Origin of the sequence: Streptomyces sp. NPDC048504 (genome assembly GCF_043200035.1) — a bacterium.
GTDB lineage: Bacteria > Actinomycetota > Actinomycetes > Streptomycetales > Streptomycetaceae > Streptomyces.
Genome location: NZ_JBICXA010000011.1, coordinates 114164 through 137355, shown reverse-complemented (window position 1 = coordinate 137355; position 23192 = coordinate 114164). Strand labels below are relative to the sequence as shown.

Sequence of the window (23192 nt, the reverse complement as noted above, 5' to 3'; positions counted from 1 at the left end):
GGGAGTGCGCGCCGCGTGGCCCGGTCCGCTCGGGCCTTGGGCGCCACCCGACCCGGCACCGCGGACCGCGCCACCACCCGCCCCGGAGCCGTGGTTACGTAGCCCCATGACTGCGATCAGACTGCTCCTTGTCGACGACGACCCGCTGGTGCGGGCCGGGCTGTCCTTCATGCTGGGCGGCGCCGCCGACATCGAGATCGTCGGCGAGGCCGCCGACGGCAGCGAGGTCGAGGAACTCGTCGACCGCGTCCACCCGGACGTCGTCCTCATGGACATCCGTATGCCGTCGGTCGACGGGCTGACGGCGACGGAGCGGTTGCGTGCCCGGGGCGACGCGCCCCAGATCGTCGTCCTCACCACCTTCCACGCCGACGAACAGGTGCTACGGGCCCTCCGCGCGGGCGCCGCCGGCTTCGTCCTCAAGGACACCCCGCCCGCCGAGATCCTCGACGCCGTACGCCGGGTCGCGGCCGGCGATCCCGTGCTGTCGCCCGTGGTCACCCGCCAGTTGATGGAGCACGCGGCGGGCACCGCCACGGACACCCGTCGGGCACGCGCGCGTGAACGCATCGCCGCCCTGGGGGACCGCGAACGCGAGGTCGCCGTGGCCGTCGGCCAGGGCCTCGCCAACGCCGAGATCGCCACCGGCCTCTTCATGAGCGTCGCCACCGTCAAGACCCACGTCTCCCGCATCCTGGCCAAGCTCGACCTCAACAACCGTGTGCAGATCGCCCTGTTGGCGTACGACGCGGGTCTGCTCGAAGGGGACGGGGAGAGCGGGCACTAGCCGGCGGTGCCGCGCGTTCTCACTGCACTGGGAGACCTCGGGGGATCGTCCGGGAGGGGCAGGCATGGCCGAAGTGGTCGATCTGGGGGAGTTCGGCGAGGAGTTCCGGCGGGACCCGTATCCGGTGTACGCCATGCTGCGGGAGCGGGGCCCGGTGCACCGCGTGCGGATGCCGGCGTCGGACCAGGGCCACGAGACCTGGCTGATCGTGGGGCACGAGGAGGCACGCTCGGCGCTCACCGACCCGCGGTTGGCCAAGGACGGCAGCAGGATCGGGGTGACGTTCCTCGACGAAGAGCTGATCGGCAAACACCTGCTGTCCGCCGACCCACCGCAGCACACCCGGCTGCGCGGCCTGATCAGCCGCTCGTTCACCGCACGCCGGGTCGAGGAACTGCGGCCGCGCGTCCAGCAGATCACCGACGACCTGCTCGACGCGATGCTGCCGGCCGGCGCCGCCGACCTGGTCGAGTCATTCTCCTACCCGCTGCCGATCACAGTGATCTGCGAGCTGCTCGGTGTGCCCGAGATGGACCGCGCGGAATTCCGCGAGCTGTCCACGCAGGCGGTCGCACCCACCGACTCGGACAGCGGGTACGACGCGATCGTGCGGCTCGCCCAGTACCTCCGCGACCTGATCGAGGACAAGCGCCGCGCCGGTCACAGCGGCGATCTCCTCAGTGACCTGATCCGCACCACCGCCGAGGACGGCGACCGGCTCTCCCCGCAGGAACTGCGGGGCATGGCCTTCATCCTGCTCATCGCCGGCCACGAGACGACCGTCAACCTCCTCACCGGCGGCGTCCACGCTCTGCTCACCCACCCCGACCAACTCGCCGCCCTGCGCGCCGACATGACCCTGCTCGACGGCGCGATCGAGGAGATGCTGCGCTACGAGGGACCGGTGGAGAACGCGACGTTCCGGTTCGCCGCGGAGCCCCTGGACGTCGCCGGCACCTTCATCGAGAAGGGCGAGTCGGTCAGGGTCTGCCTGAACGCCGCCGACCGCGCCCCGGGCCGTTTTCCCGCCCCGGACCGCTTCGACATCCGCCGCGACACCCGCGGCCACCTCGCCTTCGGCCATGGCATCCACTACTGCCTCGGCGCCCCCTTGGCCCGCCTCGAAGCCCGCACGGCGATACGCACCCTGCTGGAGCGCGCCCCCGCCCTCACCCTGGACGGGCCGCCCGGCGACTGGCTCCCGGGCATGCTGATGCGCGGGATGCGCGCCCTGCCGGTGCGCTGGTAGAACGGCTGTACGGGGCGGCCGTGGCAACGGCGGAGCCCTGAAGGCCGTAGCAACAGCAACCTCAGCACCAACTGCAGTAGCCGCAGCGGCCGTTGAAGTCGCGGCAGCCGTGGCGCCGTAGAAGTCATGGACCCCGTAGGAGGCCCGCCCTCGTGACCGCGATCGCCGAGTTCGACCTGAGCATGGCTCGGAAGGCGCTGGAGAGTCAGCCCTTCAGCAGGCTGATCGGCGCGCGGCTGAGTGCCTTCGGGGACGGCGTCGCCACGCTGGAGATCGACATCAGGGAGGACCTGCACCAGCAGAACGGCTTCGTGCACGGCGGAGTCCTCGCCTACGCCGCCGACAACGCGCTCACCTTCGCCGGCGGCACGGCACTCGGTCCGGCGGTCCTCACCGGCGGTCTGTCCATCGAGTACGTCCGCCCGGCCGCCGGCCGCATCCTGCGCGCCCGCGCGGAGGTCGTCCAGGCCGGCCGCCGCCAGGCCGTCGTCCGCTGCGACGTCCTCACGGTCGCCGACGACGGCACGGAGTCCCTCTGCGCGGTCGCCCAGGGGACGGTGCTGGCGGTCCGTACGTCCTGAGCGCCCCCTCCGGAAGCGGCTGAGGAGTATCACCGTCTGCGGCACGTCGGCTCAGCTGTAGGGGAAGCTGCCCGCGATCTCCGCGAGGCGGACGGGTCTGTGTTCGCGTCTGGACACTTCGCAGGCCTCGGCGATTCGCAGCGCCTGCAGGGCCTCGCGGCCGTCGCACGGGTTGGTGCGCTGGCCGACGACGACCTCCACGAAGGCGATCAACTCGGCCTCGTAGGCGGGCCCGAAGCGCTCCAGGAAGCCGGTCCACGGCTTGGTCGCGGCCGGGGGGCCGGTCGGCTCGGTGGACGCGATCGGTGTGCGGTCGTCCAGGCCGACGACGACCTGGTCGAGTTCTCCGGCCAGCTCCATCCGGACGTCGTAGCCCGCCCCGTTCAGGCGCGCGGCCGTCGTCGTGGCGAGCGTGCCGTCGTCCAGGGTGAGGACCGCCGCGGCCGTGTCGATGTCACCGGCCTCGCGGAACATCGCGGGACCGGCGTCCGAACCGGTCGCGTACACGTCGACGACCTCGTGCCCGGTCACCCAGCGCAGCATGTCGAAGTCGTGGATGAGGGTGTCCCGGTAGAGCCCGCCGGAGATCGGCAGATAGGCGGCCGGGGGAGGCGTCTGGTCGGAGGTCGTCGCGCGGACCGTGTGCAGCCGTCCCAGCCGCCCTGAGCGCACCGCCTCCCGGGCGCCCGTGTAGCCCGCGTCGAACCGCCGCTGGAACCCCATCTGAAGGATCGTTCCCGCCGTCTCGACCTCGGCGATCGCCTGCAGCGAACCCGGCAGATCAAGCGCGATGGGCTTCTCGCAGAACACCGGGAGCCCGGATCGCGCCGCCCTGCCGATTAATTCGGCGTGCGCCGATGTCGCCGTAGTGATCACCACGGCGTCCACGCCCCACTTGAAGATCTCCTCCGTACTCGGTGCCGCCGTTTCCCCCAGCCGGTTCGCCAGCTCCTGGGCCCGTGCCGGGTCCACGTCCGTGAGGATCAGCGAACCGACCTCACGATGACGGCTGAGGGTCCTGGCATGGATGGTCCCGATGCGGCCCGTACCGATGACTCCGATGCGCATGGGAACAAACTGAGGGCCGACCAGGCGCGCTGTCAATGCGTATGTCCGGACAATCGAACTACATCACTTCCCGTCAACCATTCACACAGCTACGCTCGGGCCCGTGCCGAAACCAGATGTGGACCCGACAGTGCCGCTCGAACTCAGCGTGGACCGGAGCAGCCCGGTGCCGTTGTACTTCCAGCTGTCCCAGCAGCTGGAGGCCGCGATCGAACACGGCTCGCTGACCCCCGGCAGTCTGCTGGGCAACGAGATCGAACTGGCGGCCCGGCTCGGCCTGTCCCGGCCCACGGTCCGCCAGGCCATCCAGTCGCTGGTCGACAAGGGCCTCCTGGTGCGCCGCCGGGGCGTCGGCACGCAGGTCGTGCACAGCCAGGTCAAACGCCCGCTGGAACTCAGCAGCCTCTTCGACGACCTGGAGGCGGCCGGGCAGCGCCCCGCCACAAAGGTCCTCGTCAACACCGTCGTGCCGGCCTCCGCCGAGGTCGCGGCGGCACTCGGCGTCGCCGAGGACAGCGACGTGCACCGCATCGACCGGCTGCGCCTCGCGCACGGCGAGCCGATGGCGTACCTGTCCAACCACCTGCCGCTCGGCCTCCTCGACCTCGACACCGCGCAGCTGGAGGCCACCGGCCTGTACCGGATGATGCGCACCGCCGGCATCACCCTGCACAGCGCCCGCCAGTCCATCGGCGCCCGCGGCGCCACGGCCGAGGAGGCCGAACGCCTCGCCGAGTCCGAGGGTGCTCCCCTGCTCACCATGCAGCGCACCACGTTCGACGACACCGGGCGCGCGGTGGAATTCGGCAGCCATACCTATCGGCCGACGCGTTACTCGTTCGAGTTCCAGCTCTTGGTACGTCCCTGAGTGCACGGCTTCGCCCGCGTTGTTCGTCATAATGTCCGGACAATGCGAATTGGTTGGCGCTCACCATCACGCCCCTTCTTCAGGGGCGCGGGGCTGTGTCGATCTGCGGCTCCGCCGCGGGGCGCGACCAGCCACAACGCCTGCACCCGGCAACGATCCGCACCCCCCTTTGCGCCCCCGCACAGCACCCACAGTCACGGTGAGGCAGAATCGGGCCTTGATGAGCACCTACGGCAATTTCAGCGCCCCCATAGGCTCCCGCCGCGCGCCCGCGCTCCGCACCGTCGGCACCCGTGAGCGACGGTCGCACCTGACGGCTCCCCGCGTGCCCACCGTCGGCATCGACATCGGCGGCACCAAGGTCATGGCGGGCGTCGTGGACGCCGACGGCAACATCCTGGAGAAGCTCCGCACGGAGACCCCGGACAAGTCCAAGAGCCCCAAGGTCGTCGAGGACACCATCGTCGAACTGGTCCTGGACCTGTCCGACCGGCACGACGTGCACGCGGTCGGCATCGGCGCGGCCGGCTGGGTCGACGCCGAGCGCAACCGGGTCCTGTTCGCGCCCCACCTGTCGTGGCGGAACGAGCCTCTCAGGGACCGCATCACGAGCAGGCTCTCCGTGCCGGTCCTGGTGGACAACGACGCGAACACCGCCGCCTGGGCCGAGTGGCGCTTCGGCGCGGGGCGTGGCGAGGACCACCTCGTCATGATCACGCTCGGCACCGGCATCGGCGGCGCGATCCTGGAGGACGGCCAGGTCAAGCGCGGCAAGTACGGCGTCGCCGGCGAGTTCGGCCATATGCAGGTCGTGCCCGGCGGCCACCGCTGCGCGTGCGGCAACCGCGGCTGCTGGGAGCAGTACAGCTCGGGCAACGCGCTGGTCAGGGAGGCCAAGGAGCTGGCCGTCGCCGACTCGCCGGTGGCCTACGGGATCATCGAGCACGTCAAGGGACAGATCGGTGACATCACCGGCCCGATGATCACCGAGCTGGCCCGCGAGGGCGACGCCATGTGCATCGAGCTGCTCCAGGACATCGGCCAGTGGCTCGGCGTCGGCATCGCCAACCTCGCCGCCGCCCTCGACCCGTCCTGCTTCGTGATCGGCGGCGGTGTCTCGGCCGCCGACGACCTGCTGATCGGCCCCGCGCGGGACGCGTTCAAGCGGCAGCTCACCGGCCGCGGCTACCGCCCCGAGGCCCGCATAGTGCGCGCCCAGCTCGGCCCCGAGGCCGGCATGGTCGGCGCCGCCGACCTCGCCCGCCTGGTCGCCCGCCGCTTCCGCCGCGCCAAGCGCCGCCGGGTCGAGCGGTACGAACGCTACGAGCGGTTCGCGGAGTTCCGCCGCGGCAGCCAGGACACGGCATGACCGCATCGCTGCCGCGTCAGGCCATGCCCCGGGACGAGCCGCCCCGACCACCCGAGGACCCCCGCCACAAGGCCCGCCGCCGGGCGATCACCCTGCTCATCATCGTGCTGCTCATCGGCGTCCCGGCCGTCTATCTGGCGATCTCCGCCAACCAGAGCCGCAACAGCGGCAAGGACAAGGAGTACAAGTACTCGGCGACCGGGCTCACCGTGGGCTGGCCCTCGAAGGTCCAGCGCCGCCTCTACCAGGTACCGGTCCCGCACCCGGCGGAGAAGGTCGCCTTCTACGAGACCAACAACTGGAAGACCAGCCGCCTCTACGTCCAGTTCGAGACCACCGACGCCGGTCTGGACACCTTCCTCGCCGGCATAGACGTCGACCGGAAGACGCTGAAGAAGAACGACATCACCATCAGCGCCCGCGACCAGAAGATCACCGGCTGGAAGTTCACCGGCACCGGCCCCTGGTGGGGCGTCGTCAACAAACAGAAGGACCCGGCCCCCACCCAGGACATCGTGGTGAACCTGTCCGACCCCAAGCTCCCCATGGTCTACGTCGTCTCCCGCACGGTTCCCTAGCAGGTGGCTGGCCCCGGCCGGTCGCCGGGGCCCATTGTCAGACCCCGCCCGTAGAGTCGAAGACAGCTGACACGACTGACGGGCGGGAGGTGACAGGACGTATGACGGACACGGCACTGGCGGAGCAGATCTCCGTACGACTGGCCGCGGTCTTCCTGCCGTCCCCCGTCGTCCCGCGCGAGGGCCGCGTCGCCTTCTGGGACCCCGACGGCGAGCGCGCACTCCCCGAAGCCGAAGAGGGCGTGGAACAGATCGAGTTGACCGTCGTACGACGACGCGGCGCCGGAGTCCGCCGCGGGCCCACCCCAGCGCTGACCCTGTCGATCGAGGCGGCCCTGCCGCTGCTCGTACGCGCCCGCCGCGACCCGGCCGCCCATCCCGCCACGGCCTGCTGGGGCGCCGCCGCCCTGCACGCGCTACGGCTCGCCGCCCGCGGCCGGCTGCTCCCCGGCCTCACCGCCGCAGGCCACGACGCGTGGCGCGCGGGCCCGCTGGAGCCGGAGGACATCGCGCACGTCCGCGCGGTGGCGGCGGCCCTTCCGTACGAGGGCCACGCGGTTCCGCTGCCCGGCCCCGGCCCGCTGCGGCTGCCCGAGCCGGAAGCGCTGATGCGGTCCTTCCTGGACGCGGTCGCGGACACCCTGCCCCGCACCCCGGCCGCGCCGTACACCTCCGGGATGCCCTTCGCCGCGCGCCCGCCGCAGCGGCTGCGCGACGCCCAGGACTGGGCCGCGGAGGTCGCCGCGGGCATGGACGCGGGCGTGCGGATCTCGCTCCGCCTGGACCTGTCGGCGTACGACCTGTTCGACGACGGCGGACGGGTGCGCAGCGCGGGCGCGGCGATCGTCCAGGTGCACAGCCTCGCCGACCCGACCCTCGTGGTCGACGCGGCGGCCCTGTGGGCGGGCACGGCCGACACCGCCTTCGGCCCCCGCGCACGCGTGGACGCCGCGCTGGCCGTACGCCGGGCCGCGCGCGTCTGGCCCCCGCTGGACCGCCTCTCCGAGCTGGACGTGCCCGACGTACTGGCCCTGTCCGAGGAGGAGCTGGGCGAGCTGCTAGGCATGGCGGCCACGCGGCTCGCGGCGGCCGGGGTCGCCGTCCACTGGCCCCGGGACCTGGCACAGGACCTGACGGCGGCGGCCGTGGTGCGGTCGGCGCCGGGCTCCGCGACCGACGGCACGGGCTTCTTCGAGAGCGAGGAACTGCTCCAGTTCCGCTGGCAGTTGGCGCTCGGCGGCGACCCGCTCACCGAGGCCGAGATGGACATGCTGGCCGAGGCCCACCGCCCGGTCGTACGGCTGCGGGACCAGTGGGTGCTGGTCGACCCGGCCCTCGTCCGCAAGGCCCGCAAACGCGAACTGGGCCTGCTCGACCCGGTGGACGCGCTGTCCGTCGCGCTCACCGGCACCGCGGAGGTCGACGGCGAGACGGTGGAGGCGGTCCCGGTCGGCGCGTTGGCGACCCTGCGCGACCGCCTGACGGCAGGCATCCACCCCGCCGAGCCACCCCAGGGTCTGGACGCCACCCTCCGGGACTACCAACTCCGGGGCCTGGCCTGGCTCGACCTCATGACCTCCCTCGGCCTGGGCGGCTGCCTCGCCGACGACATGGGCCTCGGCAAGACGATCACCCTCATCGCCCTGCACCTGCGCCGAGCCCACCGCGCCCCCACCCTGGTGGTCTGCCCGGCCTCACTCCTGGGCAACTGGCAGCGGGAGATCACCCGCTTCGCCCCCGGAGTCCCCGTCCGCCGCTTCCACGGCGCGGACCGCACCCTGGAAGACCTCACCGGCGGCTTCGTCCTCACGACATACGGCACGATGCGCTCGGCCGCGCCCGCCTTGGCCCAACAGCCGTGGGGCATGGTCGTCGCGGACGAGGCACAGCACGTCAAGAACCCGTACTCGGCGACCGCGAAGGCCCTGCGCACGATCCCGACCCCCGCGCGCGTGGCGCTGACCGGCACCCCGGTGGAGAACAACCTCTCCGAACTCTGGGCCCTGCTGGACTGGACGACCCCCGGACTCCTCGGCCCCCTGAAATCCTTCCGCGCCCGGCACGCGCGCGCGGTGGAGAACGGCGAGGACGAGGAGGCGGTGACCCGGCTGGCCCGCCTGGTCCGCCCGTTCCTCCTGCGCCGCAAGAAGTCCGACCCGGGCATCGTCCCCGAACTGCCGCCCAAGACGGAGACGGACCACCCGGTCCCGCTCACCCGCGAACAGGCCTCGCTGTACGAGGCGGTGGTACGGGAGTCGATGCTGGCCATCGAGACGACGGAGGGCATCGCCCGCCGCGGCCTCGTCCTGAAGCTCCTCACCTCCCTCAAACAGATCTGCGACCACCCGGCGCTGTACCTGAAGGAGGACCACGCGGCAGCACAGGCCACCGGAGACCGCCTCACCGCCCGCTCCGGCAAACTCGCCCTGCTGGACGAGCTGTTGGACACGCTCCTGTCCGAGGACGGCTCCGCGATCGTCTTCACGCAGTACGTCGGCATGGCCCGCCTCATCACCGCCCACCTGTCGGCCCGTGCGATCCCGGTCGAGCTGCTCCACGGCGGCACACCGGTCCCGGAGCGGGAGCGCATGGTGGACCGCTTCCAGGCGGGCGCGACCCCGGTCCTGGTCCTCTCCCTGAAGGCGGCGGGCACCGGCCTCAACCTCACCCGCGCGGGCCACGTCGTCCACTTCGACCGCTGGTGGAACCCCGCCGTCGAGGAACAGGCCACCGACCGCGCCTACCGCATCGGCCAGACCCAGCCCGTCCAGGTCCACCGCCTCATCACCGAGGGCACGGTCGAGGACCGCATCGCCGACATGCTCGAATCCAAGCGGGCGCTGGCAGACGCGATCCTCGGCTCCGGCGAGTCGTCATTGACCGAGCTGTCGGACCGGGACTTGTCCGACCTGGTGTCGTTGCGGAGGCCGGGGTGACGGGCGGTGTGGGACGGGGCGCGGGGGCGGTTCACGGTGCCGAAGAGGCTCGTCGGGCGGCTGAGGTGGAGGCGGCTGAGGTGACGGCGCGCGTGGAGGACGAGGCGTCGATGGGGGGAGTGGCGGGGGTGTCGCCGGGTGCGGCGGGCGGCACGGCGGAGGTGTCGCGGGGCTTGGCGGGTGAAGCGGCGGATGGGGTGCAGGGCGCGGCGGGCGAAACGGCCGGGGTGCATCGCCAGATGGCCGAGGTGACGGCGCTGGTGGAGGACGAGCAGGGGGCGGTCGAAGCGTCGGCGGGAGGAACGGCTGACGTGCTGCCGGGCTCGGCGGACGACGCGGTGGAGGGGCCGCGGGGCCTGGCGGAAGACATGGCCGAGGTTCTGCGGGGCCTGGCGGTGAAGGGGACACGGGCCCAGGCGTCCGAAGTGTCGGCGGATGAAACGCCGGAGGCGGAGCGGCACTTGGGTGTGGAGAGGCCGTGGCGTCTGTCGGGCGAAACAGCGCAGGCGCGGCCGCACCCGGGAGCGGAGGTGTCGCACGGCCTGGCGGGAGGAACGGCGGAGGTGCTGCGGGGGCCGGAGGCATTGCAGGGCCCGGCGGATGAAATGCCGGAGGTGGAGCGGCACTTGGCGGGGGAGAGGCTGTGGGGCCTGTCGGGCGAAGCAGCTGAGTCGCAGCGGCACCCGGCAGCGGAGGCATCGCAGGGCCCTGCGGATGAAATGCCGGACGCGCAGCGGGACTTGGCTGGGGAGGAGCGCCCCGCGGACGTAGTACGGCGCGCGTTGCAGGCGGCCCGTGGGCGTGGGGGCCAAGGGGTGGACGCGGAAGTCGCCGGGCCCCCGGAGTCCTCTCGCACACCTGCGTCTCCTCACGCACCGGGCGCGGACCGTACGGCCGTCGACAAGGCGTCCGAGCCCCAGGCCCGGCCGGGGGACGTGGCACGCGCGGCGCTGCGACGGGCCGTCGCTGAGCGGCGCGCCGTCGGCGCCTCGGGGGAAGATGCCCACGCGCCGGGTGACGGTGCGGCCCAGGACGCGGGAGCGAGTTTTCCGGGAAGTAGTGCCGGAGAAGGAACAGCGGACCCACTGCGGGACCCGGTGCGGTGCGGGGCGGCCGTTCCGGACGCGGGAGTTGGCGAAACCGGTGAAGGTGAAGCAGGGCGGTCCAGGGACGCAACGGGGGACGAGTCGGGCGGCCTTCCGAACTCGACCACCCTTCAGGGCTCAGAGACCGTTCAGGAACCGGCGACCGTCGCGGACCGCGGTTCGACGCGGCCCGCGGATGCCGCACGCGAGGCGTTGCGGGCGGCACGTGGTGCGGCGCGGAAGGCTCGTGAGGACGTAGGAGCCGGGGGAGCGCAGTCGGTACCTCGGCCGGTGTCCCGGGCGAGCGGCGGTTCCAGGGCCGAGGGGCGAAGTGGTGTGCGTGGACGTGCCGGTGAGGCCGGAGCCCGTGACCTACGGGACTTCCTTGCCGGAGCCTTTCGGTTGCCGGCGGATGTGGAGCTGCCGGCAAGTGAGACTCAGCCCGCCGACGAGACCGCACCGGACAACGACCGTTCGACACCGGAGAGTTCACACTCCGAGGCCTTCACCCCGACGTCCGACCACGCATCGGAGACCTCTGTCCGCACACCCGACCGGACCGAACCCCCATCACCCTCGTCGCTCATCGCCCCCGACCCGACCTCCGCCTCCGACCCCACCCCCGCAACCCCCCGAACTCCCACCACCATGGCCTCCCCCTCCCGCGACAGCGACCTCCGCCGCACCTTCCCCGCCTTCTCACCCCGCCCCTCCGACAGAGACGAAGACGGAGACGGCGGCGGAGCCGCCAACACCCGCTTCGCCGACACCTGGTGGGGTAACGCATGGGTCACCGCGTTGGAAGAAGGTGCCCTGGATCCCAAGCGGCTGCAGCGGGGGCGGAGTTACGCGGAGAAGGGGCACGTCGACGCGATCACCGTGACGCCGGGGCTCGTGCTCGGGTACGTGCAGGGCAGCCGCGCGCGGCCGTACCGCGTGCAGGTGCGGTTGCGGACGCTGGACGACGCCGACTGGGATCGGTTCCTGGACGCCGCCGCCGATCGGCCCGGGCACATCGCCGCGCTGCTCGACAAGGAGATGCCCAAGTCCCTTGCCGAGTGCGGAGTTCCGTTGCTGCCGGGGCCCGGCGACCTCGCCCCGCAGTGCAGTTGCCCCGACTCCGGTCACCCCTGCAAGCACGCCGCCGCCCTCTGCTACCAGACAGCCCGCCTCCTCGACGCCGACCCCTTCGTCCTGCTCCTGCTCCGCGGCCGGGGCGAACGCCCGCTCCTCGACGCCCTGTCCCGCCGCAACGCGGCCCGTGCGGCCCGCGCCGCCCAGGAGCAGGAACCGGCGCCCCTCCCCGGCGTAAGAGCCACGGACGTCCTCGCGGAGCAGGGGGAGCGCCGACTTCCTCCGCTCCCACCCCCGTTGCCCATGCCCCCGCACCCCGAGCAGCCTCCCGTGTACCCGGCCGCGCCCGGTGGCCCGGACCCCTTCGCGCTCGACCAGCTGGCGACCGACGCCGCCGCCCGCGCGCACGCGCTGCTCAGCACAGGCCGGGACCCGGTGGGCGGCCTGACCCTGTGGCAGGACGCGGTACGGCTCGCCGCGGCCCGCCCCGGTTCGGGGCTGACCGTCACCACCCGTTCCCTCTACGCCTCCCTCGCCAAGGCCACCGGACGCAGCACGGGCGAGCTGGCGCGCGCGGTCGCCGCCTGGCGGCAGGGCGGCGTCGAAGGGCTCGCGGTGCTCGAAGAGCCCTGGGATCCGCCGGCCGGCCGCTTCGACCGGGCCCGCCCCCTCCTCCTCGCCGCCGACCTCCCGGCCTTCCGCCCCCGGCACAACCACCTCACTCACCCCCACGGCCACGTCCAACTCCGCCTGGGCCGCGACGGCCTGTGGTACGCCTACGAATCAGAACCGGGCGACGAGGACTGGTGGCCCAGAGGCACCCCCGACCTGGACCCGGTCGGCGCACTCACGGGCCTGGGCGCACCGAGCGAACTCTGAGCCGTCGGGCAGCAGTCGAGTACCCCGGAGTGGCCTTCGACACAGCCCCACCGGTCCCCCCTCTCCCACCGGTCCGCGACTCTCCCGCTCTCGCCCCTGTCCCGTGAAGGCGATGTGAGGGTTCCCCACTGATGTGTGGGAGCCGAGTGGGGAGACCGGGGCCCCCACAGCCGGACCGTAAGAAACGGCGGTTACGTTGGAGCGGTGAGCGACATGAAGACCCCTGCCCTCCAGTACCGCTTCGACGGCCCCGAAGACGCGCCCGTCCTCATCCTGGGCCCGTCGCTCGGGACGACGTGGCACATGTGGGATCGCCAGGTGCCCGAGCTGATGAAGCAGTGGCGGGTCTTCCGGTACGACCTGCCGGGCCACGGCGGCTCGCCCGCGCACCCGACCGGCTCGGTCTCCGACCTGGCCGACCGGCTGCTGGCCACGCTCGACGCCCTCGGCGTGCAGAGCTTCGGCTACGCGGGCTGCGCGCTCGGCGGCGCCGTCGGCCTCGAACTGGTCCTGCGCCACCCGGAGCGCGTGGCCTCGCTGGCGCTGATCGCCGCCTCGCCCCGCTTCGGCACGGCGGACGAGTTCCGCCAGCGCGGCGTGATCGTCCGTACGAACGGGCTCGACCCCATCGCCCGCACCTCGCCGGACCGCTGGTTCACCAGCGGGTTCGCCGCGTCGCAGCCCGCGATCACCGAGTGGGCCGTCCAGATGGTGCGCACCACCGACCCCGGCTGCTACATCGCCGCGTGCGAGGCGCTGGCCGCGTTCGACGTACGGTCCGAACTCGCCCGCATCGGTGTGCCGACCCTCGTCCTCGTCGGCTCCGACGACCAGGTCACCGGCCCCGCCGAGGCCCGCACGCTGGTCGCCGGCATCCCGGACGCCCGTCTCGCCGTCGTACCCGGCGCCTCGCACCTGGTCCCCGTCGAGCAGCCCGCCGCCGTCACGGATCTCCTCGTCCGGCACTTCTCCACCGCCTGGCAGCCCGCCTACGAGCACTCCACCGGGCAGTTCGCCATCGCGGCGACCCCGGTCAAACCGGTCCTCGCCCCGCCGCCGCAGCTCGCGCCGATCGCCGAGATCGCGCCGCCGCCCGCCGTACCGCCGCAGGTCATGGGCCGTCCGGACCCCTACGACGCCGGGATCAAGGTCCGCCGCGAGGTGCTCGGCGACGCGCATGTCGACCGGGCGCTGGCGCAGGCCGACGAGTTCTCCGGGGACTTCCAGGACTTCATCACCCGTTACGCGTGGGGCGAGATCTGGGACCGGCCCGGCCTCGACCGGCGCTCGCGCAGCTGTGTCACCCTCACCGCGCTGGTCGCGGGCGGCCACCTGGACGAACTGGCCTTCCACACCCGGGCGGCGCTGCGCAACGGCCTCACCCCGGCCGAGATCAAGGAAGTACTGATGCAGGCCGCCGTGTACTGCGGGGTACCGGCGGCGAACAGCGCGTTCAAAGTCGCCCAGCAGGTCATCCGCGAGGAGACGACCCCCACCGAGTGACTCACGGAGCGATCTTCAGACGGGCACCGAAAGCACCAGCCTCACCCGCCCGTCCACCGTTCCGGCGCGGCAGGATGGACCCATGAAGCTGACGAAGAATTCGCACGCCTGCATCCGTCTGGAGAAGGACGGCCGGTCGCTCGTCATCGACCCGGGCACTTTCAACGAGGAGGACGCCGCCGTCGGCGCGGACGCGATCCTGGTCACCCACGAGCACCTCGACCACTTCAACGAGGACCGGCTGCGAGCCGGTCTGGAGGCCAACCCGGCCGCCGAGATCTGGACGCTGAAGTCGGTCGCGGACCAGCTCTCCGCCGCGTTCCCGGGCCGCGTGCACACGGTCGGCCACGGCGACACCTTCACGGCGGCGGGCTTCGACGTCCAGGTGCACGGCGAACTGCACGCCGTGATCCACCCGGACATCCCGCGCATCACCAACATCGGCTTCCTCGTCGACGGCGGCCGCGTCTTCCACCCGGGCGACGCCCTCACCGTCCCCGACCACACCGTCGAGACGCTGATGCTCCCGGTCATGGCCCCCTGGAGCAAGATCTCCGAGGTCATCGACTACGTCCGCGAGGTCAAGCCGCAGCGCGCCTACGACATCCACGACGCCCTGCTCACCGACCTCGCCCGCCCGATCTACGACATGCAGATCGGCGCGCTCGGCGGCGCGGAGCACCTGCGGCTGGCGCCCGGCGAGGCGGCGGACCTGTGAGTGTCAGACCCGCCCGGTAGGTTGTGGGGCATGCGTATCGCGACCTGGAACGTGAACTCGATCACCGCCCGTCTGCCGAGGCTCCTGGCCTGGCTGGAGAGCAGCGGCACCGACGTGCTGTGCCTCCAGGAGGCCAAGCTGGCCGAGGCGCAGTTCCCGTTCGACGCGCTGCGCGAGGCGGGCTACGAGGCGGCGGTCAACGCGACCGGCCGGTGGAACGGCGTGGCGGTGCTCTCCCGGGTCGGGCTCGACGAGGTGGTCAAGGGCCTTCCAGGGGACCCCGGTTACGACGGCGTCCAGGAGCCCCGCGCCGTCGCGGCGACCTGCGGCCCGGTTCGCGTCTGGTCGGTGTACGTGCCGAACGGCCGCGAGGTGGACCACCCCCACTACGCGTACAAGCTCCAGTGGTTCGAGGCACTCAAGGCGGCCGTCGCCGGCGACGCGCAGGGCAGCCGCCCGTTCGCGGTGCTCGGCGACTACAACGTGGCACCGACGGACGACGACGTCTTCGACGTGGCCGCCTTCGAGGGCCTCACCCACGTCACCCCCGCCGAGCGCGCCGCCCTGACCGCCCTGCGCGACGCGGGCCTGTCCGACGTGGTCCCGCGCCCCCTCAAGTACGACCACCCGTACACGTATTGGGACTACCGCCAGCTCGCCTTCCCGAAGAACCGCGGCATGCGCATCGACCTGGTCTACGGCAACGAACCGTTCGCGAAGGCCGTCACCGACTCCTACGTCGACCGCGAGGAGCGCAAGGGCAAGGGCGCCTCGGACCACGCCCCGGTGGTCGTGGACCTGGACGTCTGACCCGAGGAGACCGGGCCGGTCAACTCAGCGAGGCGAACCATCGCACCACGGCCGCCGTCGCCGCCCGCTGGGAGCCAAGGTGGCGGGAGCCGCCGTAGTCCGGAGTGCCGAGGTCGACCAGTGGCGCCTCGACACCCCGGGCCCGGAACGACGCCTGGCAGTGCTCGCTGTTCCCGTTCACGGCCTGCTCGTCGCCCTCGGCGTAGTACAGCCGCACCGGAGCCTGCGGCGTCCAGCCCGTGCACACCCCGTCGGTGACCCGCAGCGCGGCGGCCAGCCCGCCCGTCGGGTGCGCGAGCAGCGCCCGCCCGTGCGCCGTGAGCAGCTCATCCACGGTGTCCGGTGTCCGGGCCATGACCTCCTGCCCGGTGTGCGTACCGTCCAACAGGCCCTCGATCGTGCGGGAGTACGGCGCCCGGAAGACCTCGCCGGGGTTGTCGTAGACGTGATGGAGCCGGTTGAAGGAGACGAGGGACAGCGCGGTGTAGATGACGCCGTCCTTCGGGTCCGCGCGCCCGTCCAGCAGGGCGGGCAACGCCACGTCCCGGAAGGCGTACGCACCGCTGACCGGTGCCAGCGCCGCGGCCCGGAAGCGGGGATCGGCCCCCTCCTCCAGGGCCCGCGCCAGTCCGAGCGCCGCCGAAGCCCCTTGCGAGAAGCCGGTGATGAGCACGTCCCGCCCCAACTGCCGCCCGATCGTGGGCGCGTAGGAGTCCGCGGCCCGCAGCAGGTCCAGCGCGGAGGTCGTCTCGGAGGGCACGTCCATCCACTGCGGCCGACCGGGGCCGAGGCCCAGACCGAGGTAGTCCGGGAGGACGACGGCGAAGCCCGCCGACGCGTAGGTCAGGGCGGGCGCCCGGCTCCACACGTCGGACGACACCGAGGCGACGTCGTCCTTGAAGAGTTCGGTGCCGTGCGTGAACGAGACGGTGCGCAGCCGCCGTTCACCATTGCGCGGGAAGGCCAGCAGCCCGCTGGCGGTGGTGGGCCGGCCCTTCGGATCCACCGTGCGGTACACCACCCGGTAGGTGTCGACGCCGTAGCGCACGGTCCCCGCGTCCCACGCCCCGTCCTCGTCGCCCCGCAACTCGGCGGCCACCTGCGGCGCGGACAGCGTCCGTAGATGCACCACCGACACCAGCCGCCCCCGCGCCGTATCGGGCGCCCCGTGCACGGACGCGGCCGGAACGGCCCCCGCCCCCACGGCACCCGCGGACACCGAACCGCTCACCACCAGGGCGACGGTCACCGACGACAGCACCATCAATTTGCCTGTCCGATTCATACTGCGACCGTACGAAGCGGACATCGCGCCCACCATCCGGCCAACCCGCCCTCGGCAGACGGGCTTTCCCCCTCCCGGGCCGGAGGCTGACACGCCACTCGCGACGCCCTGTGGTGCGTACGGCGGTGCGAATGTCACGCTGGGAGTATGAACATCCCTTTCCTGGGCAACCGGGGCGAGAAGCGCGCCGCGCACGACCCCGAGGGCATCGCCGAACCGCTGTCCGAGTGCGAACTGCTGCGCTCCCACGCGGCCCGGGAGGGCGTCCAACTCGACGACTCCGTGGGCTCGTTGGAAGCGCTCGACCAACTGGTGCCCCGCTGGCGGGACGACGAGGAGACCTTGTCCTGGCTCGGCAACGACGCCGGGCTGTATCTGGGGACGGTGATCGTGCGCACGGTGCCGGGCGCCGCCTGGGCGATCTGGCCGAACGGCCAGCCTGTCGTACGGCTCGACTCCGGGCGCGAGTTCGACGTCGTGGCCTCCGGTCATGAGTGGGCCGCCAGCGGTGTGCCCGAACTCTCGCAGCTGTACGCCGAGGTCGCGGAAGAGTAGCGGCGGCCTTAAATACGGCTAATGCCCGAAAAGTGCGTGTCGTGCCTTAACTCCACTCTTGTGTCGATAGTTTGCGGCGACCACGACACAGCTGAGAGTGAGTAGGGCTGGGCATGGCCGTCGATCCGTTGATCGAACTGCGTGACGTCAACAAGTACTACGGGGAGCTGCATGTCCTGCAGGACATCAACCTCACCGTCGGCAAGGGGGAGGTGGTCGTGGTCATCGGCCCTTCGGGGTCGGGAAAGTCGACGCTGTGCCGGGCGATCAACCGGCTGGAGACCATCGAGTCCGGGACGATCGAGCTCGACGGGCAGCCGCTGCCCGAGGAGGGCAAGGCCCTCGCGAAGCTCCGCGCCGAGGTCGGCATGGTCTTCCAGTCCTTCAACCTGTTCGCCCACAAGACGGTCCTGCAGAACGTCTCGCTGGCCCAGGTCAAAGTCCGCAAGCGGGGGCGCGAGGACGCCGACAAGCGGTCGTTGGAGCTCCTGGACCGCGTGGGACTCGCCTCCCAGGCGCCCAAGTTCCCCGCGCAGCTCTCCGGCGGCCAGCAGCAGCGCGTGGCCATCGCCCGCGCCCTCGCCATGGAACCCAAGGCGCTCCTCTTCGACGAGCCGACCTCGGCCCTCGACCCGGAGATGATCAACGAAGTCCTTGAGGTCATGCGCCAACTCGCCCACGACGGCATGACGATGGTCGTCGTCACCCACGAGATGGGCTTCGCCCGCTCCGCCGCCAACCGCGTCGTGTTCATGGCCGACGGCCGCATCGTCGAGGACCGCACCCCCGAGGAGTTCTTCACCAACCCGCGCAGCGACCGGGCCAAGGACTTCCTGTCCAAGATCCTCAAGCACTGAGCGGGGGAGTGCGATCCATGTTCCGTACGACCCGTGTGCTCCTGGTGCTGATCCTCGCGCTGTTCGCGGCCGCCTGCGGCAAGGAGGGCAGCCCGCCCGTCAAGGGCCCGGCCGCCGAGAAACTCCCCAACTACCAAGTGGCACAAGGCTTTCAGCTCCCCGACTCCAAGACCTGGAAGCGGGCGAAGAAGCGCGGCTACTTCACCGTCGGCGCCAAGGAGGACCAGCCCTACCTCGGCGAGAAGGACCCGGCGACAGGCAGCTACTCCGGCTTCGACATCGAGATCGCCAAGATGATGTCGGCCTCCCTCGGCTTCGCCCCGAAGACGATCCAGTTCAGGACGATCGCCTCCGCCAACCGCGAAACCGCCCTGCAGAACGGCCAGATCGACTACTACGTCGGCACCTACACCATCAACGACATGCGCAAGAAACTCGTCGGCTTCGCCGGCCCCTACTACATGGCCGGCCAGTCGCTCCTCGTCCGCTCCGACGAGGACGACATCCACGGCCCGCAGGACCTCGCCGGCAAACGCGTCTGCTCGGCGGCCGGCTCAACGCCGTACCAGCGCATCAAGGACGACTATCCGAAGGCCCAACTCGTCGCCTACGACACGTACTCCGTCTGCGTCGACAACCTGCTCACCTATCAGGTCGACGCCGTCACCACCGACGACGCGATCCTCATCGGCTACGCGGCGAAGGTCCCCGATCAACTGAAGGTCGTCGGCAAGCCCTTCTCGAAGGAGCCGTACGGCATCGGAGTCCCGCACGGCGACAACGCCCTGCGGTTCGCCCTCGACGACGCGTTGGAGGCCCGTGAGAAGAACGGCGACTGGAAGAAGGCGTACGAGGCGACTCTCGGCCTGTCCGGAGTGCCCGCGCCCACCCCGCCCGCGATCGACCGCTACCCGGCGAGCTGAGCGAGGCCGATGTGAACGTACTGACCGACAACTTCTCGACCTTCGGCGACGGCTTCCTCGGCACCGTCGAACTGACCGTCTACGCCTCGGTGTTGGCGCTCGTCCTCGGCTTCCTCATGGCGTCCTTCCGGGTCGCCCCGGTCGGCTCGCTGCGGGTCTTCGGCACGGTGTGGGTGACCGTGCTGCGCAACACCCCGCTGACCCTGCTGTTCTTCGCGGTGCTGCTCGGCCTGCCGCGCTTCGGACTCGTGCTGCCCTTCAAGGTGTTCGCGGTCCTCGCGCTCGGCTGCTACACCTCGGCGTTCATCTGCGAGGCACTGCGCTCCGGCATCAACACCGTGCCCAGGGGCCAGGGGGAGGCGGCCCGCAGCCTCGGGATGTCCTTCGGGCAGAGCCTGAGCCTGGTCGTCCTGCCGCAGGCGTTCCGCTCGGTGATCCCGCCGGTCGGCTCCACGCTCATCGCCCTCGCCAAGAACTCGGCGATCGCCGGCGCGTTCAGCGTCACCGAACTCCTCGGCACCTACCGGACGTTGAGCGAACTCGGCTACAACATCGTCTGGACGTTCGTCTGGATCGCCGTCGGCTACCTGATCATCACCCTCGCCATCAGCGCGCTGTTCAACGCGCTGGAGAGGAAGTGGGGAGTCGCCCGATGACCACCGCCAACGCCCTCTACGACGTCCCCGGCCCCAAGACCCGCAAACGGCACCGCCTTTACGGCATCGCGTCCACGGTCGTCATCCTCGCGCTGCTCGGCTGGATCCTCTATCTCCTGTTCGACACCGACCAGTTCACGTACACGAAGTGGATGCCCTTCGAGTACAAGGGAATTCAGGAACTGCTGCTGCGCGGCCTCGGCAACACGCTCAAGGCCTTCGGGCTGGCGGCCGTGCTCTCGCTGGCACTTGGCACCCTGCTCGCCGTGGGACGCCTCTCGGACCATCGTCCCGTGCGCTGGCTGTCCACGGTCGTCGTGGAGTTCTTCCGCGCCATGCCCGTCCTCGTGATGATCTTCTTCATTTTCGTGGCGCTCAAGGTGCAGCCCCTGCCCGCACTCGTCGCGGGCCTGACGCTCTACAACGGCTCGGTGCTCGCCGAGGTCTTCCGCTCCGGCGTCAACAGCGTCGAACGCGGCCAGCGGGAGGCCGCGTTCGCGCTCGGCATGCGCAAGGTCCACGTCATGTCGTACGTCCTCGTACCGCAGGCCGTACGGGCCATGCTGCCCGCCATCATCAGCCAGTTGGTGGTCGCGCTGAAGGACACCTCGCTGGGCTATCTGATCACCTATGAGGAGTTTCTCCATGCCGGGAAGCTGATCGCGTCGAACCTCGACTACGATTTGCCGTTCATCCCGGTGGTGATGGTGATCTCGCCGATCTACATCGGGATGTGCATGCTGCTCTCCTGGTTCGCCGGTTGGGTGTCCCGCAGGGAGCAGCGCAGTCCCAAGACCGGGGCCGTGGACGTTGCCCCGGCGGAACCAGGGACGCTGCTGCCGCGGGTGCAGTAGTAGAGAGGGCACCTGCCCGTCCGGCAGCAGCCGGAGATCACTGCTCGCGCAGCGGGATCGACACGTACGACGGGTCGTTCGCGGGCGAGGAGAAGGTCAGCTGCGCGCCGGTCGGGTTGTGCTCGATGTAGAGCGGGTCGACCGTGTCGACGACCAGGGCGAGATGATGCCCTGCCGGGACGTCGTAGGCCGTGGAGAACAACTCCAGGTCCACACCGAACGGCTGGCCGGGCTGCTGTCCGTGCCAGGTGTACGGCGCGTTGCTGACCAGCTTGCCGAGGCCGAGCGGGCCCACGTCGTAGAGGTAGGCGACGAGGGTGCCGCTCTCCTTGGTGTCCGTGACCGTGGTGTGCAACTTGACGGTGCCGCGCACCTGTTGGGCGCTCGCGTACTTCCCCGACTGCCACACAGCGGCCCAACGGCGCGGGAGCAGCGGGACATACGCGACCGGGGGCACCTGGGCGACCTGGTCGAGGATGCTCGACAGGAAGACGATCCCGCCGTCGGCGCCCGAGTCGACGTTGGTGTGGATGGTGGTCGTGCCGGCGAGGTCGAGCTTCTTGCGGGTCGCGCCGACCGACTTCCAGTCCGGGTAGCCCTCGTAGCCGCCGGTGGAACGGGACTTGAGCTCCACGGGGTCCTCGTGGTTGATCCCGTTGTCCTCGCCCTTGAGGTAGTGGTCGAACCACCGCTCGGTGTCCGTCCACACGTCGTTGGGCAGCCCGAACAGGCCGGTCAGCTCGGCGGTGGCGTGGTCGCCGGGGCGCAGCTCAAGGCGCTTGGGGACGCTCAACTTCCCGTAGAAGTCCGCGATTTGATTGGGCGGGAAGATCGTGTCGCCCCAGGCGTTGGCGAGCATGATCGCCGCGCCGTTCTTGTTGATCTGGTCGACGTACGTCGCGGCGGAACGCTCCTTGCCCCAGTCGATCAACTCCTGTTCCTTGGACAGGTCGGAGGCGAAGAAGTCCTTGAAGACCTGGCTCGTCTCCGCGCTCGGGCGGCCGGTGACGAGGCCGACGCCGTCCAGCAGGGCGGTCGCCTGGCAGTGTTCGGTACGGCCCGAGTAGATCGAGTCGATCAGGTCCGCCCAGCCGCTGAGTGAGGCAACTGCCTTGATCCGCTTGTCGTGTGCGGCAGCGAGGAGACTGATGCCGGCACCGTACGACACGCCCGCCATGCCGATGTGCCCCGCGTCGGACGGGGTGTTGGCGAGCGCCCAGTCGATGACCTTGGACGCGTCGGCCACGTCCTTCGGGCCCGCCACCTCTATTCCGCCGCCGGACTGCCAGAACCCGCGGACGTTGTAACTCACGACGACATAGCCGGAGTCGGCGAGCTTCTGGGCCTGGGCGAGGTACTGGACCTGGGGGAATCCCCAGCTCGTGGGCAGGACGAGGAGCGGGTAGTCGTGCGAGCCGTCCGCGCCCGCGGGCGTGACGACGTTCGCCGCGAGCGTCGTACCGCCGTCGCCGGTGATGTCGACGAAGCGGACGCCGTTCGTGGCGGCCTGGGCCGCGGGGGCGAACCCGAGGACACCTCCAGCGATCAGGGTCGCGGAGACGGCGCCCACGGCGGTCGTACGCAGGGCCTGGCGATGGGTTCGCACGGGTCACTCCTCACACGTGTCAATGCAAAGTGACCCGACGGTAACCGGGACTCCCTACCTCAGGTAACCCGCCGGTAAGTTACGTGCCAGTAAAGATTGTTGACGTGTGTGCGAACTCAGGTGGCGCGGTGTGAACTGCGTGGAGCGGGTGCGGGCAGCGGGGTCTCCGCGGCCCGCGTCACGTCCGCGACCAGCTCCACCACATCCGGGCCGTACGCCTGCGAGTTGACCACCTTCAGCAGCAGGACGAACGTGTTGCCGCCGTGTTTGCGGGCCAACTTCTCATGGTTGCGTGCGAGATAGCGGGACGCCGCCTGGTTGGTGATCGCGCGCTGGCCGCAGAAGAGGAACACCGGCCGCGCGCCGCCCAGCTGACCGGCGGTGAGACGGGCGAGGAGGACGTACTCGCCCTTACCGGGCTCAAGCCGGTAGCGCTCACTGCCTATTTGGAACGCGCCCCGGTCCGGGCCCGGTTCCGGGTCGACGTTGACGCGGATGCCGGGGAGCAGGGACGCCAGATGCGCGGCCATACGGCGGTTGGAGGCGGGGCCGCCCACGCAGAACTCGGTGCGTTCGCCGAAGCTCTGCTGGGCCGCGTCGTGCGCGACGACCTGGGCGTGCGCGTTGCAGTCCTTGATCAGGGCGGCGAGTTCGAGCAGCGCGAACACGTCGTGCCGCATCACCGAGAGTTCGGCGCCGCCCGCCTCGCGGTTCACCACGAGCAGCGACTCGGAGTTGTCGGGCAGCCCGAAGAACGCCTGCTTGCGCCGGAGTTTGCGCCGCCACAGATAGGTGCGGGCGAGCCAGCCGAGCGCGGCGCTGATGCCGGCGGCGGCGACGCCCAGAACGATGTTGCGCACGTCGTCATTCATGGGCGCGCATGTTAGCGGCCCAGCATGGCTGGTACGTACCGGTGTTCGACGTGTGGCACTCGTGTGACAGTGGCGCGAG

General features: G+C 71.0%; 20 protein-coding genes. 16 read left to right on the top strand and 4 right to left on the bottom strand.

What is annotated here, in order from left to right; genetic code table 11:
• The first annotated feature begins 106 nt into the window (after window positions 1-106).
• The 3 genes from ACGFY9_RS26810 (at window position 107) to ACGFY9_RS26800 (ending at window position 2617) form a co-directional block, all read left to right on the top strand.
• Window positions 107-787 (top strand): response regulator, encoded by a 681-nt coding sequence (locus ACGFY9_RS26810; RefSeq protein ID WP_393758192.1) that lies wholly within the window; start codon window positions 107-109, stop codon window positions 785-787.
• Between the two features lie 64 nt (window positions 788-851).
• Entirely contained in the window at window positions 852-2036 is a 1185-nt protein-coding gene (locus ACGFY9_RS26805) for a cytochrome P450 (RefSeq protein ID WP_393758190.1), read from the top strand.
• Window positions 2037-2218: 182 nt separating this feature from the next.
• Window positions 2219-2617 carry a PaaI family thioesterase gene (locus ACGFY9_RS26800; protein WP_393758499.1) on the top strand — a complete coding sequence of 133 codons (399 nt, stop codon included), beginning with the start codon at window positions 2219-2221 and terminating at the stop codon, window positions 2615-2617.
• A 51-nt stretch (window positions 2618-2668) separates the two neighbouring features.
• On the opposite strand, the gene ACGFY9_RS26795 is transcribed toward ACGFY9_RS26800, so the two are convergent.
• Window positions 2669-3685 carry a Gfo/Idh/MocA family oxidoreductase gene (locus ACGFY9_RS26795; RefSeq protein WP_366493803.1) on the bottom strand — a complete coding sequence of 339 codons (1017 nt, stop codon included), beginning with the start codon at window positions 3683-3685 and terminating at the stop codon, window positions 2669-2671.
• Between the two features lie 130 nt (window positions 3686-3815).
• On the opposite strand from ACGFY9_RS26795, the gene ACGFY9_RS26790 reads away from it, so the two are divergent.
• The 8 genes from ACGFY9_RS26790 (at window position 3816) to ACGFY9_RS26755 (ending at window position 15505) form a co-directional block, all read left to right on the top strand.
• A complete protein-coding gene (locus ACGFY9_RS26790; RefSeq protein WP_393758497.1) occupies window positions 3816-4553 on the top strand; it encodes a GntR family transcriptional regulator in 738 nt (245 codons plus the stop codon).
• A 220-nt stretch (window positions 4554-4773) separates the two neighbouring features.
• Entirely contained in the window at window positions 4774-5922 is a 1149-nt protein-coding gene (locus ACGFY9_RS26785) for an ROK family glucokinase (RefSeq protein WP_393758188.1), read from the top strand.
• A complete protein-coding gene (locus ACGFY9_RS26780) occupies window positions 5919-6500 on the top strand; it encodes a sugar kinase (RefSeq protein WP_393758186.1) in 582 nt (193 codons plus the stop codon). The genes ACGFY9_RS26785 and ACGFY9_RS26780 overlap by 4 nt, the downstream gene beginning before the upstream one ends.
• Before the next feature lie 101 nt (window positions 6501-6601).
• Window positions 6602-9436: a DEAD/DEAH box helicase gene (locus tag ACGFY9_RS26775; RefSeq protein WP_393758184.1), complete on the top strand. Its 2835-nt coding sequence runs from the start codon at window positions 6602-6604 to the stop codon at window positions 9434-9436.
• Between the two features lie 1421 nt (window positions 9437-10857).
• Window positions 10858-12474 (top strand): SWIM zinc finger family protein, encoded by a 1617-nt coding sequence (locus ACGFY9_RS26770; protein WP_393758182.1) that lies wholly within the window; start codon window positions 10858-10860, stop codon window positions 12472-12474.
• A gap of 213 nt (window positions 12475-12687) precedes the next feature.
• On the top strand, window positions 12688-13977 hold the full coding sequence (gene pcaC / locus ACGFY9_RS26765; RefSeq protein ID WP_393758495.1) for a 4-carboxymuconolactone decarboxylase: 1290 nt from the start codon (window positions 12688-12690) through the stop codon (window positions 13975-13977).
• Between the two features lie 82 nt (window positions 13978-14059).
• A complete protein-coding gene (locus ACGFY9_RS26760; protein ID WP_393758180.1) occupies window positions 14060-14695 on the top strand; it encodes an MBL fold metallo-hydrolase in 636 nt (211 codons plus the stop codon).
• A 30-nt stretch (window positions 14696-14725) separates the two neighbouring features.
• Entirely contained in the window at window positions 14726-15505 is a 780-nt protein-coding gene (locus ACGFY9_RS26755; protein ID WP_393758178.1) for an exodeoxyribonuclease III, read from the top strand.
• A 19-nt stretch (window positions 15506-15524) separates the two neighbouring features.
• Here the strand turns inward: ACGFY9_RS26755 and ACGFY9_RS26750 are convergent, their stop codons facing one another.
• Window positions 15525-16790: a lipase gene (locus tag ACGFY9_RS26750; protein ID WP_393758176.1), complete on the bottom strand. Its 1266-nt coding sequence runs from the start codon at window positions 16788-16790 to the stop codon at window positions 15525-15527.
• Between the two features lie 147 nt (window positions 16791-16937).
• Between ACGFY9_RS26750 and ACGFY9_RS26745 the strand changes: the two genes are divergently transcribed.
• From ACGFY9_RS26745 to ACGFY9_RS26725, 5 genes are all read left to right on the top strand, one after another.
• Window positions 16938-17345, top strand: coding sequence for a DUF6278 family protein (locus tag ACGFY9_RS26745; protein WP_318019694.1), 408 nt, complete (start codon window positions 16938-16940; stop codon window positions 17343-17345).
• A gap of 113 nt (window positions 17346-17458) precedes the next feature.
• Window positions 17459-18202: an amino acid ABC transporter ATP-binding protein gene (locus ACGFY9_RS26740; protein ID WP_393758174.1), complete on the top strand. Its 744-nt coding sequence runs from the start codon at window positions 17459-17461 to the stop codon at window positions 18200-18202.
• A gap of 17 nt (window positions 18203-18219) precedes the next feature.
• Complete coding sequence (locus ACGFY9_RS26735; RefSeq protein WP_393758172.1) at window positions 18220-19125, top strand: glutamate ABC transporter substrate-binding protein; 906 nt, start codon at window positions 18220-18222, stop codon at window positions 19123-19125.
• Window positions 19126-19136: 11 nt separating this feature from the next.
• Window positions 19137-19781, top strand: coding sequence for an amino acid ABC transporter permease (locus ACGFY9_RS26730; RefSeq protein WP_393758170.1), 645 nt, complete (start codon window positions 19137-19139; stop codon window positions 19779-19781).
• Window positions 19778-20635 (top strand): amino acid ABC transporter permease, encoded by an 858-nt coding sequence (locus ACGFY9_RS26725; RefSeq protein WP_369190832.1) that lies wholly within the window; start codon window positions 19778-19780, stop codon window positions 20633-20635. The genes ACGFY9_RS26730 and ACGFY9_RS26725 overlap by 4 nt, the downstream gene beginning before the upstream one ends.
• A gap of 37 nt (window positions 20636-20672) precedes the next feature.
• Here the strand turns inward: ACGFY9_RS26725 and ACGFY9_RS26720 are convergent, their stop codons facing one another.
• Complete coding sequence (locus tag ACGFY9_RS26720; protein ID WP_393758168.1) at window positions 20673-22241, bottom strand: alpha/beta fold hydrolase; 1569 nt, start codon at window positions 22239-22241, stop codon at window positions 20673-20675.
• Between the two features lie 116 nt (window positions 22242-22357).
• On the bottom strand, window positions 22358-23113 hold the full coding sequence (locus ACGFY9_RS26715; protein WP_393758166.1) for a hypothetical protein: 756 nt from the start codon (window positions 23111-23113) through the stop codon (window positions 22358-22360).
• Between the last annotated feature and the right edge of the window lie 79 nt (window positions 23114-23192).